The organism is Streptomyces sp. NPDC005393 (genome assembly GCF_040606675.1).
Taxonomy (GTDB): domain Bacteria; phylum Actinomycetota; class Actinomycetes; order Streptomycetales; family Streptomycetaceae; genus Streptomyces.
Genome location: NZ_JBEXFG010000004.1, coordinates 91158 through 102891 on the forward strand (window position 1 = coordinate 91158; position 11734 = coordinate 102891).

9 protein-coding genes are annotated in these 11734 nt (G+C 69.7%); all 9 read left to right on the top strand.

All coding sequences use genetic code 11. From position 1 onward, the window contains the following. The first annotated feature begins 12 nt into the window (after window positions 1–12). The 9 genes from ndk to ABZS71_RS06320 all read left to right on the top strand — a co-directional run bounded on the left by ndk (window position 13) and on the right by ABZS71_RS06320 (window position 11710). Entirely contained in the window at window positions 13–426 is a 414-nt protein-coding gene (gene ndk, locus ABZS71_RS06280; RefSeq protein ID WP_355848275.1) for a nucleoside-diphosphate kinase, read from the top strand. Window positions 427–736: 310 nt separating this feature from the next. Next, window positions 737–1756, top strand: a complete 1020-nt coding sequence (locus ABZS71_RS06285; RefSeq protein ID WP_356208148.1) for a rod shape-determining protein — start codon at window positions 737–739, stop codon at window positions 1754–1756. A gap of 142 nt (window positions 1757–1898) precedes the next feature. Next, window positions 1899–2843 (top strand): rod shape-determining protein MreC, encoded by a 945-nt coding sequence (mreC, locus tag ABZS71_RS06290; protein ID WP_356207963.1) that lies wholly within the window; start codon window positions 1899–1901, stop codon window positions 2841–2843. 6 nt (window positions 2844–2849) lie between these two features. After that, window positions 2850–3563 carry a rod shape-determining protein MreD gene (gene mreD / locus ABZS71_RS06295; RefSeq protein ID WP_356208149.1) on the top strand — a complete coding sequence of 238 codons (714 nt, stop codon included), beginning with the start codon at window positions 2850–2852 and terminating at the stop codon, window positions 3561–3563. 58 nt (window positions 3564–3621) lie between these two features. After that, window positions 3622–5769 (top strand): penicillin-binding protein 2, encoded by a 2148-nt coding sequence (mrdA, locus tag ABZS71_RS06300; RefSeq protein WP_356207965.1) that lies wholly within the window; start codon window positions 3622–3624, stop codon window positions 5767–5769. Window positions 5770–5857: 88 nt separating this feature from the next. After that, window positions 5858–7057 (top strand): rod shape-determining protein RodA, encoded by a 1200-nt coding sequence (gene rodA / locus ABZS71_RS06305; RefSeq protein WP_356207966.1) that lies wholly within the window; start codon window positions 5858–5860, stop codon window positions 7055–7057. Window positions 7058–7092: 35 nt separating this feature from the next. Next, window positions 7093–8730: a CYTH and CHAD domain-containing protein gene (locus ABZS71_RS06310; RefSeq protein WP_356207967.1), complete on the top strand. Its 1638-nt coding sequence runs from the start codon at window positions 7093–7095 to the stop codon at window positions 8728–8730. A gap of 138 nt (window positions 8731–8868) precedes the next feature. Next, window positions 8869–10794, top strand: coding sequence for a TIGR03960 family B12-binding radical SAM protein (locus ABZS71_RS06315; RefSeq protein ID WP_356207968.1), 1926 nt, complete (start codon window positions 8869–8871; stop codon window positions 10792–10794). Between the two features lie 139 nt (window positions 10795–10933). After that, window positions 10934–11710 (top strand): TIGR03936 family radical SAM-associated protein, encoded by a 777-nt coding sequence (locus ABZS71_RS06320; protein WP_356207970.1) that lies wholly within the window; start codon window positions 10934–10936, stop codon window positions 11708–11710. The last annotated feature ends 24 nt before the right edge of the window (window positions 11711–11734 follow it).

Consider the following 11734-nt stretch of genomic DNA (forward strand, 5'->3'; position numbering starts at 1 on the left):
GGAGCCCGCACAGTGAGCCAGCGCACGCTCGTCCTTCTCAAGCCCGACGCCGTACGACGCGGTCTGGTGGGCGAGATTCTGGGGCGGATCGAGAAGAAGGCGGGCTGGACGATCAGTGCCCTGGAGCTGCGCGAGCTGGGCCATGAGGTCCTGGAGCAGCACTACGCCGAGCATGTCGGCAAGCCGTTCTACGAGCCGCTGGTGGAGTTCATGGCCTCCGGTCCGGCCGTGGCACTGGTCGTCGAGGGCGAGCGGGTGATCGAGGGCGTACGGGCGCTGGCCGGGCCGACCGACCCGATCGCCGCGGCGCCGGGCTCCATCCGTGGCGATTTCGGCACCATCGTGAGGGAAAATCTGATCCATGCCTCGGACTCCGAAGAGTCCGCCGAACGGGAAATCAAGATTTTCTTTCCCGGTCTTGCCTGATCGTCCCGATCTCGCCTGATCGTTCATCAGCTTGGCACACCCCCTGTTGACCTGGGGGCGGTCGAATTTCTCGGCCGCCCCTTGGCATATGCGGGCCGATCGGGGGAACGCATCTCCGCGACACGACGTCACCATTAGGTGGGGCGGGCTCGTGTTCTGCTGACAATGGCGGAGGACCCCCGCAGCGTGTTCGAGCGGGCGTGACTACGATGAAGCTTCCGCGCCTCGCAGCGCACCACACATCCCTGCCGACCTCAAGTAAGCAAACGCTCCAGTAGGGAAGGCCTGACGTATCCTCATGGGGAACAACATGTCGTTCATCGGCCGTGACATGGCTGTCGACCTCGGGACCGCCAACACGCTGGTGTACGTCAGGGGCCGCGGGATCGTCCTCAACGAGCCATCCGTCGTCGCCATCAACACCAACACCGGCGGAATTCTCGCCGTGGGCGCCGAGGCAAAGAAGATGATCGGCCGCACCCCTGGCAACATCGTCGCTGTGCGTCCGCTCAAGGACGGCGTTATCGCCGACTTCGAGATCACCGAGCGGATGCTGCGGTACTTCATCCTGAAGATCCATAAGCGCCGCTATCTCGCCCGCCCCCGTGTGGTCATCTGTGTTCCCTCCGGAATCACGGGAGTCGAGCGCCGCGCCGTCATCGAGGCGTCCACCCAGGCGGGCGCCCGCCAGGTGCACATCATCGAGGAGCCCATGGCCGCCGCCATCGGTTCCGGCCTCCCGGTCCACGAGGCCACCGGCAACATGGTCGTGGACATCGGCGGTGGCACCACCGAGGTCGCCGTCATCTCGCTGGGCGGCATCGTCACCGCCCAGTCCATCCGGGTGGCGGGCGATGAGCTGGACAATGCGATCATCCAGCACATCAAGAAGGAATACAGCCTGCTGCTCGGTGAGCGCACCGCCGAGAACATCAAGATCACAATCGGCTCGGCGTTCGAGAGCGACGAGGAGGAGCACACCGAGATCCGCGGCCGCGACCTGGTCAGTGGGCTCCCCAAGACCGTCGTGATCTCCGCCGCCGAGGTCCGCAAGGCCATGGAGGAGCCGGTCAACTCCATTGTCGACGCGGTCAAGACCACCCTCGACAAGTGCCCGCCGGAGCTCTCCGGTGACGTCATGGACCGTGGCATCGTGCTCACCGGCGGCGGCGCGCTGCTGCGCGGCCTCGACGAGCGGCTGCGCTGCGAGACCGGCATGCCGATCCATATCGCCGAGGACCCGCTGGACTCGGTCGCGCTCGGCTCCGGCAAGTGCGTCGAGGAGTTCGAGGCGCTCCAGCAGGTGCTGGACGCCCAGCCCCGCAGATGACAATCCGGCGGATCCGCCGTACGGGTGGATGGCTGCCCGTGCGGCGGAACGCTGATATACAGGCATAAGGCTCCCCAGGACCGGTCGCACACCATAAATCCGGGATCGGTCCGACTTCGACGAGGAAGGCACGTCGCCGCACGTGAGGGACACACGAGAGAGCCGGCTGCTCCTGGTGCTGCTGGTCGCCATCGCGTTCGCGCTGATCACGGTGGATATCCGCGGCGGCGAGGACTCGCCCCTCGACGGCGCCCGTCAGGCCGCCGCTTCCGTCTTCGGCCCGGTGGAGGACGGGGTCTCCTCCGCCGTCGACCCGGTCGGCAACGCCGTGGCGGCCGTACGGGACTCCGATGAGCGGCACGACCGGATCAGCGCCCTGGAACGGGAGAACGCCAAGCTCAAGCAGCGGCTCGGCAGCGACGCCCGCAACCACGCCCGCGCCGGTGAGCTCGACAAGCTGCTGAAGACCGCGGGCCGAGGCCAGTACGGCATCAAGGGCGCCGAGGTCATCGGCATCGGCGCCGCCCAGGGCTTCTCCTGGACCGTCACCCTCGACGTCGGCAGCGACGACGGCATCCGCCGCGACCAGACCGTCATCAACGGCGACGGACTGGTCGGCCGGGTCACCACCGTCGGCCCCTCGACCGCCACCGTGCTGCTCGCCATCGACCCGGACTTCACCGTGGGCACCCGGATGGAGAAGTCCGGTGAGCTCGGCTTCGCCACCGGGCGCGGCGATCGCTCGCTCCACGTCCAGCTCCTCAACGGCAAGGCCAAGATCAAGAAGGGCGACCGGCTCGTCACCTTCGGCTCCCAGGCTGACAAGCCGTTCGTTCCCGGCGTCCCGGTCGGCAAGGTGGTCCGCGTCGACCCCACCGGCGGCGACCTCACCCGCACGCTCCAGGTGCGCCCGTACGTCGGATTCAGCAAGCTGGACATCGTAGGGGTCGTCGTCCAGCCGCCGCGCACCAACCCGCGCGACACCGTGCTGCCGCCCAAGCCCGCGAAGCCCAAGCCGACGCCCACGGTCACCGTCACGGCCACCCCCTCCGCCACGCCCACGAGCCCGGCCGCCAACAGGAGCTGACCGATGCTGCACCTCAACCGGATCGTCCTGTCGACCGTCCTCGTGGTCTTCGCCCTCGTCGTCCAGATCTGTGTGCTCGCCCGGCTGCAACTGCCCGGCGCCGTACCGGATCTGCTGCTGCTCGTCGTCCTCGGCCTCGCGCTCGTCTACGGCCACACCGGCGGCGCCCTCATCGGCTTCGGCGCGGGCCTGCTCGCCGACCTCGCCCCGCCCGCCGACCACGCCGCCGGGCGCTATGCGCTGGTGCTGTGCGTCATCGGCTATCTGGCGGGGCTCGCCAAGCCGGAGACCGGCCAGCTCCGGTCGGCCACCGGGCCGATGCTCGTGGTCGTGGCCGCGGCCCTCGGGGCCACGCTGCTGTACGCGGGCGTCGGCATCCTCGTCGGTGACGACGCGGCCCGCCAGGTGGGCCTGGGCAAGCTGCTGTTCACCGCCGTCCTCTACGACCTGCTGCTGGCGCCCTTCACGGTGCCGCTCATCATGGGGCTGGCCAGACGGAGTGAGAACGATCCGATGGCCGACAGCGCCGGTGGCACCGGCGGCGAGAGCGCGTCCCGCTGGATCAGCGCGGCGGGCGGCGTCAGCACCGGCCGGATGAGCCGGATGAGCCGGCTCCGCCGCCCGGGCCGGACCGCCCGCATCAGCAGCCAGCGCGGTGGGCTGCTCTCGAAGGCCGGCAAGAGCAGGACGGGACGCATCAAGGGGGTCAAGCGCCTGTGAGGCTGCCATCTCCCGCCGCCCACCCGTCGCCCGCCACCACCCTCAGCGGAGGCGCGCCATGAGCAACATCCCGGAGACCGGACGGACTCCGCGGGTCACCGTCCGGCTCGTCGCCATCCAGATCCTGGTCTTCTCCTTGCTGCTGACCCTCGGCGGCCGTCTGTGGTATCTCCAGATCCGCAACGGCGACGAGTACACCGCCGAAGCCGCCAACAACCATGTCCAGCAGGTCGTCCACCCCGCCGTGCGCGGTTCGATACTGGACGCCCGCGGCGTGCCGCTCGCCGACAACCAGACCCGTCTCGTCGTCTCCGCCAGCCGCACCGAGCTGATGAAGCTGCCGGACGACGGGAAGGCCGTCCTCACCCGGCTGGCGGGCGTTCTGCAGATGAAGCCCAAGGACGTCATGGACAAGGTCCGGCTGTGTGACGCCAAGACCCCCCAGCCCTGCTGGAACGGTTCCCCGTACCAGCCCATCCCGATCACGGACGAGGCCAGCGCCAAGCAGGCCCTGCAGATCCGCGAGCGCGAAGAGGACTTCCCCGGGATCAGCGCCGAGCCCACCGCCGTGCGCCGCTACGCCGCGCCCGCGGGTTCCAACGCCGCCCAGGTGCTCGGCTATCTCTCGCCGGTCACCGATGAGCAGATAAAGAAGGCTGAGCACACCAAGTCGCCGCTGCTCCGCTCCGACCAGGTCGGCAGCAACGGCCTTGAGCACGAGTACGACACCCAGCTGCGCGGCAAGGCGGGCGTCACCCGCTACGAGGTCGACAACCTCGGCCGGGTCATCGGCCAGCGGGAGAGCCAGCGGGCCCGCCCCGGGGACAACGTCGTCACCAGCATCGACTCCCGCGTCCAGGCGGTCGCGGAGAAGGAGCTGGACCAGGCGATGAGGGACGCCCGCAAGCAGTTCGACAAGAACACCAGCACCAATTACAAGGCGGACTCGGGCGCGGTCGTGGTCATGGAGGCCAAGACCGGCCGGGTCGTGGCCATGGCCTCCAACCCGGCGTACGACCCCAACGCCTGGGTCGGCGGCATCTCCGGCAAGGACTACAAGAAGCTCACCGGCAAGGACAGCAACTACCCGCTGCTGAACCGGGCCATCCAGGGCCAGGCGGCCCCCGGCTCGATCTTCAAGGTGATCCCCACAACCGCCGCGGTCAACGCCGGATACGGCTTCAACGGGCCCTACCCCTGCACCAGCTCGTTCAACATCGGCGGCCAGGTCTTCAAGAACTTCGAGTCCCAGAGCCACGGCGGGATCAGCCTCGGCCGCGCGCTGGAGGTCTCCTGCGACACCGTCTTCTACCGCCTCGCCTATGACGAGTGGAAGAAGGACGGGGGCAACAAGCCCAAGAAGAAGCCGGCGGACTGGTTCTACAAGACCGCCCACCGGTTCGGCCTCGGCAAGGAGACCGGTATCGACCTCCCCAACGAGGTCACCGGCCGGATCCCCGACCGCCAGTGGAAGAAGGACTACTGGAAGGCCAACAAGGACGCCTGGTGCAAGAGCGGCAAGAGGGACGGGGACTACGGCCAGCGGCTCGCCTACGAGAACTGCCTCGAAGGCATGAAGATGCGCGCCGGTGACTCCGTCAACTTCTCCATCGGCCAGGGCGACACCCTGGTCACCCCGATCCAGATGGCCACCATCTACTCGGCGATCAGCAACGGCGGCACGCTCTACAACCCGTCCGTCGGCAAGGCGATCGTCAGCCCCGACGGCAAGCAGATCCAGGAGATCAAGCCCACGTCACACGGCAAGCTGCCGATGAGCGCCCGGACGCACGATCAAATCGACAGCGCGCTCGCGGGCGTCGCCACCCGGGGCACCGCCGCCTGGCGGTTCCAGGGCTGGCCGCAGGACAGGATCCCGATGCACGCCAAGACCGGTACCGCGGAGGTCTACGGCAAGCAGACCACCTCGTGGTTCGCGACGTACACCAAGGACTACTCGATCGTCATGACGATCTCCCAGGGCGGCACCGGCTCCGGGGCCTCGGGCCCGGCCGTGCGCAAGATCTACAACGCGCTCTACGGAATCGACGCCAAGGGCAAGATCGACGAGCACAAGGCGCTGCTGCCCAAGCCTCAGGCCGGCCTCCCCAGGATCGAGCCCGACGGCTCCATCGAGGCCCAGCCGCTCGGCAAGCAGTTCGAGCGGGCGGCCCGGGACCAGCGGCGCCGGGGAGGCCGGCAGTGAGTGACGCACGCGCGGCCGCCGGGCCGCAGCAGACAACGAAGGCCGCACCTCTGCGCCGCGCGGGCGGAGTAATGAACAGGAGGCACAGGTGAGCGCTTCCACCAGTTACTCCATCCGCCGCTTCACCCCGGAGCGCGGCACCTGGAGCAAGCTCATGGCGCGCGACTCGCTCGTCCGCCGCCTCGACTGGGTGCTGCTGCTCACCACCCTCGCCCTGTCGGCGATCGGCGCCGCGCTCGTCCACTCCGCGACCCGCAACCGCACCGAGCTCAACCAGGGCGATCCGTACTACTTCCTGGTCCGCCATGCCATGAACACCGGTATCGGGCTGCTGCTCGCGATCGGCACCATCTGGCTCGGCCATCGCACCCTGCGCGGCGCGGTCCCGATCCTCTACGGCCTGTCCGTCGTGCTCGTCCTCGCCGTCCTCACCCCGCTCGGCTCGACCATCAACGGCGCCCACGCGTGGATCGTGATCGGCGGCGGATTCTCCCTCCAGCCCGGCGAGTTCGCCAAGATCACGATCATTCTGGGCATGGCGATGCTGCTGGCCGCGCGCGTGGACGCCGGCGACCGGTTCCACCCCGACCATCGCACCGTCGTCCAGTCCCTCGGACTGGCCGCGCTCCCCATCGCGATCGTCCTGATGATGCCGGACCTCGGCTCGGTGATGGTCATGGCGGTGATCGTGCTCGCCGTACTGCTCGCCTCCGGCGCCTCCAACCGCTGGGTCGCGGGACTGATCCTCACCGCGGTGATCGGCGCGCTGCTCGTCTGGAAGCTCGGCGTCCTGGACCAGTACCAGATCGACCGCTTCGCCGCCTTCGCCAACCCCGCCCTGGACCCGGCCGGTGTCGGCTACAACACCAACCAGGCGCGGATCGCGATCGGCTCCGGCGGTCTCACCGGCAAGGGGCTCTTCCACGGCACCCAGACCACCGGTCAGTTCGTGCCCGAGCAGCAGACCGACTTCGTCTTCACGGTGGCGGGGGAGGAGCTCGGGTTCCTCGGTGCCGGTCTGATCATCGTGCTGCTGGGGGTCGTGCTGTGGCGCGCCTGCCGGATCGCCCGTGACACCACGGAGCTGTACGGGACGGTCGTCGCCGCCGGGATCATCGCCTGGTTCGCCTTCCAGGCGTTCGAGAACATCGGCATGACGCTGGGCATCATGCCGGTCGCCGGTCTGCCGCTGCCCTTCGTCTCCTACGGCGGCTCGTCGATGTTCGCCGTATGGATCGCCGTCGGCCTCCTGCAGTCGATCCGGGTGCAACGTCCGGTCTCCGCGTAGGTCTGCCAGGGTGGCGTTGGGGAACGTGTCACAACATGGTCGATACTAAGCAGGAGATCGAGCGCAAGTACGAGGCGACGGCCGAAGAAGCCGGTCCGTCCGGACGGCCCGACCTGCCGGGTCTGCCCGAGCTGACCGGCGCCGGCCCGGTCGCGTCCGTGGTGAGCAAAGGGGTGACCACCCTCGACGCCACCTATTACGACACCCCCGGGCGGCGGCTTCTGGCGGACGGCATCACCCTGCGCCGCCGCACGGGCGGCGATGACGCGGGCTGGCATCTGAAGCTGCCGGTCGGACCGGACACCCGGGAGGAGATCCACGCGCCGCTCGGCGACGAGGTGCCGTCCGAGATGGCCGCGCTCCTGCGCTCGCGGGTCCGCCGCGCCCCGCTGCTCCCACTCGCCCATCTGCGATCCGAGCGGGACCGTAAACATCTGGTGGACGCCGACGGCACCGTGCTCGCCGAGGTGTCCGTCGACCGCGTGACGGCACGGCGGCTGGCGCCCGAGGAGAGCGAGCCGGTGCGGTGGACCGAGGTCGAGGTGGAGCTCGCCGAGGACCGGGGCCACGACCAGCGGCTGCTCGACGCGGTCGAGGTGCGGCTCGGCGAAGGGGGTCTGCACCGCGCCGAGAGCCCCTCCAAGCTCGCCAAGGCCCTGGCCGAGACGGAGGCGGGCGCGACCGCCGTCGAGGCCGGCGGGGCCAAGCCCGGCCGGCCCGCGAAGCCCGGGAAACCCGCCACGACCGCCCAGCAGGTCCGACAGGACGCGAAGGCCCCGCGGCGCCCGCTCGGCGCGGGCGATGTCGTCCTGGACTACGTACGCCGACAGCTCGACGCCCTCGTGGAGCTCGACCCCGCCGTGCGCCGGGACGTACCGGACTCGGTGCACCGCATGCGCGTCGCCACCCGCCGGCTGCGCAGCGCGTTCCGCTCGTACCGCACGGTCCTCGACCGTACGGTCACCGATCCGATCGGCGACGAGCTGAAGTGGCTGGCCGGCGAGCTCGGTGTGGAGCGCGACCGCGAGGTGCTCACCGCACGGCTCGAGACCCGGCTCGCCGAGCTGCCGGACGACCTCCGGCTCGGCCCGGTGGAGGCCCGGCTGTGCCACTGGTCGCAGGCGCGGCGCGACAGCGCACGCGAGATCGTGCTCGGCGCGCTCGACAGCGACCGCTATCTCACGCTCCTCGACACCCTCGACGCGCTGGTGGCCGACCCGCCGCTGCGGCCCGCCGCCGCGAAGCCGGCCGGGCCGGTGGCCGCCAAGGCCGTGCTGCGCGACTACGAGCGGCTCGCGGCCCGGATGGCCACCGCCCTGGAGACGGCCCCGGGGCCGGACCGCGACATCACCGTCCACCAGGCCCGCAAGGCTGCCAAGCGCGTCCGCTACGCCGCCGAGACCGCCCGGCCCGCGCTCGGCAAACCCGCGAAGAAGTTCGCCCGCCGTATGGAAGCCCTGCAGGACGTGCTCGGCGAGCACCAGGACAGCGTCGTCGCCCGTGAGGCGCTGCGGGTGCTGGCCACACAGGCGCACGGCGCGGGGGAGAGCGACTTCACCTTCGGGCTGCTCTACGGGCGCGAGGAGGCGCGGGCGGCCGACAGCGAGCGCGAGCTGCCGGGCGCCTGGGCGAAGGCCTCGCGCCCCAAGCACCGGGCGGCCCTGGGAGCGTGACCGAACGAATGGCCGATCGTTGGTACTGGTGCACGGCTTCCCCGCCGGCGCGGGGGTGATCCGGACCGGGACGAGTGCGATGTTCCGGACCACGTTAGGCTTGAGGGTCATCCCTGTCCCACTCACGAAAGTCCTGTGATGTCTGTCGAGTCGGTCTTCCCACAGCTCGAGGCCCTGCTCCCGCATGTGCAGAAGCCGATCCAGTACGTAGGCGGGGAGCTCAACTCCACCGTCAAGCGGTGGGATGAGTGTGACGTCCGCTGGGCGCTCATGTACCCCGACGCCTACGAGGTCGGTCTGCCCAACCAGGGCGTCCAGATCCTCTACGAGGTCCTCAACGAGCGGGACGGCGTGCTCGCCGAGCGTACGTACAGCGTCTGGCCGGACCTCGAGGAGCTGATGCGCGAGCACAAGGTGCCGCAGTTCACCGTGGACGCGCACCGCCCGGTGTCCGCCTTCGACGTCTTCGGCGTCTCCTTCTCGACCGAGCTGGGCTACACCAATCTGCTCACCGCGCTTGATCTCGCCGGCATCCCGCTGGACGCCGCCGACCGCACCGAGGACCACCCCGTCGTGGTCGCGGGCGGTCACGCCGCGTTCAACCCGGAGCCGATCGCGGACTTCATCGACTGCGCGGTGCTCGGCGACGGTGAGCAGGCCGTGCTGGAGATGACCGAGATCATCCGGGCCTGGAAGGCCGAGGGCCGGCCGGGCGGCCGCGATGAGCTGCTCTTCCGCCTCGCCCGCACCGGCAGCATCTATGTGCCGAAGTTCTACGACGTGGAGTACCTGGCCGACGGCCGGATCTCCCGGGTGGTGCCGAACCGCTCCGGCGTGCCGTGGCGGGTCTCGAAGCACACCGTCATGGACCTCGACGAGTGGCCGTACCCGAAGCAGCCGCTGGTTCCGCTCGCCGAGACCGTCCATGAGCGGATGTCGGTGGAGATCTTCCGTGGCTGCACCCGTGGCTGCCGCTTCTGCCAGGCGGGCATGATCACCCGCCCGGTGCGCGAGCGGTCCATCACCGGCATCGGCGAGATGGTCGACAAGGGTCTGAAGGCCACCGGCTTCGAGGAGGTCGGACTGCTGTCGCTGTCCTCCGCCGACCACACCGAGATCGGCGATATCGCCAAGGGTCTCGCCGACCGGTACGAGGAGGACAAGATCGGCCTGTCCCTCCCCTCGACCCGGGTGGACGCCTTCAACATCGACCTCGCCAACGAGCTGACCCGCAACGGCCGCCGCTCGGGCCTGACCTTCGCCCCCGAGGGCGGCAGCGAGCGCATCCGTAAGGTCATCAACAAAATGGTCTCGGAAGAGGACCTCATCCGGACCGTCGCCACCGCGTACGGCAACGGCTGGCGGCAGGTGAAGCTGTACTTCATGTGCGGTCTGCCCACCGAGACCGATGACGACGTCCTGGAGATCGCCGACATGGCGACGAAGGTCATCGCCAAGGGCCGCGAGGTGTCCGGCAAGAACGACATCCGCTGCACCGTCTCGATCGGCGGCTTCGTGCCGAAGCCGCACACCCCCTTCCAGTGGGCGCCGCAGCTCAGCGCCGAGGAGACGGACGTGCGGCTGGAGAAGCTGCGCGACAAGATCCGCGGCGACAAGAAGTACGGCCGCTCCATCGGCTTCCGCTACCACGACGGCAAGCCGGGCATCGTCGAGGGCCTGCTCTCGCGCGGCGACCGCCGGGTGGGCGCGGTCATCCGCGCCGTCTACGAGGACGGTGGCCGCTTCGACGGCTGGCGTGAGCACTTCTCGTACGACCGCTGGATGGCGTGCGCCGAGCGCACGCTGCCCGACTTCGGTCTGGACGTCGACTGGTACACCACGCGCGAGCGCACCTACGAGGAGGTCCTGCCCTGGGACCACCTCGACTCCGGTCTCGACAAGGACTGGCTCTGGGAGGATTGGCAGGACGCCCTCGACGAGACCGAGGTCGACGACTGCCGCTGGACCCCGTGCTTCGACTGCGGCGTCTGCCCGCAGATGGACACCGGGATCCAGATCGGCCCGACGGGCCGGAAGCTGCTGCCGCTGTCGGTCGTGAAGTAGCCGTCCGGTAACCCTCGGCTCACAAAGTAGGCTGGAAGACACGAGGGCCGCACAGGCCCTGGTGTTCGACCGCAAGAAAGTACAAGGAGACAGTCCCCTGGGCAAGCGACAGCCCGAAGGCCCGCCGCCCGCACCGGCGGTGCAGCGCATCCGTTTGCGCTACACCAAGCGCGGCCGCCTCCGGTTCACCAGCCACCGCGACTTCCAGCGCGCCTTCGAGCGGGCGCTGCGCCGCGCCGAGGTGCCCATGGCGTACTCGGCGGGCTTCACCCCGCACCCGAAGGTGTCGTACGCCAATGCCGCACCCACCGGCACCGGCAGTGAGGCCGAGTACCTGGAGATCCAGCTCACCGAGGCGCGCGACCCGGAGAGGCTGCGCGTCCTTCTGGACGAGTCGCTGCCCGCGGGTCTCGACGTCATCGACGCCGTCGAGGCCCGTACCCCCGGCCTCACCGACCGGCTGCAGGCGTCCGTATGGGAGATCCGGCTCGACCGGGTCGCCCCGGCGGAGGCCGAGCGGGCCGTCGCGGCCTTCCTCGAGGCCGACACGGTCGAGGTCGAGCGCCGGACGAAAAATGGGTTGCGGACCTTCGACGCCCGAGCCGCGGTGGCCCGGCTGGAGGCGCTCGCGCCTCGGGCCGATAGGCCGGAGGACGCTGGCTGTGCGATACTGCGGCTGGTGGTACGGCACCTGACACCTGCTGTACGACCCGACGACGTCCTGTCCGGTCTCCGCGCTACGGCCGACCTGGCGCCGCCGGTCCCCGCAGCGGTGACCAGGCTGGCGCAGGGGCTGCTCGATGAGGAGTCCGGCACGGTGACCGACCCGCTCGCGCCCGATCGCGAGGCAGTCCCGGCCGCCCCATCCACGGCCGCCGAGCTGACCGCCGCGATGGCGCCGGAAGGTTCCGCGTAAGGACCGCCGTCGATGCGCCGCCGA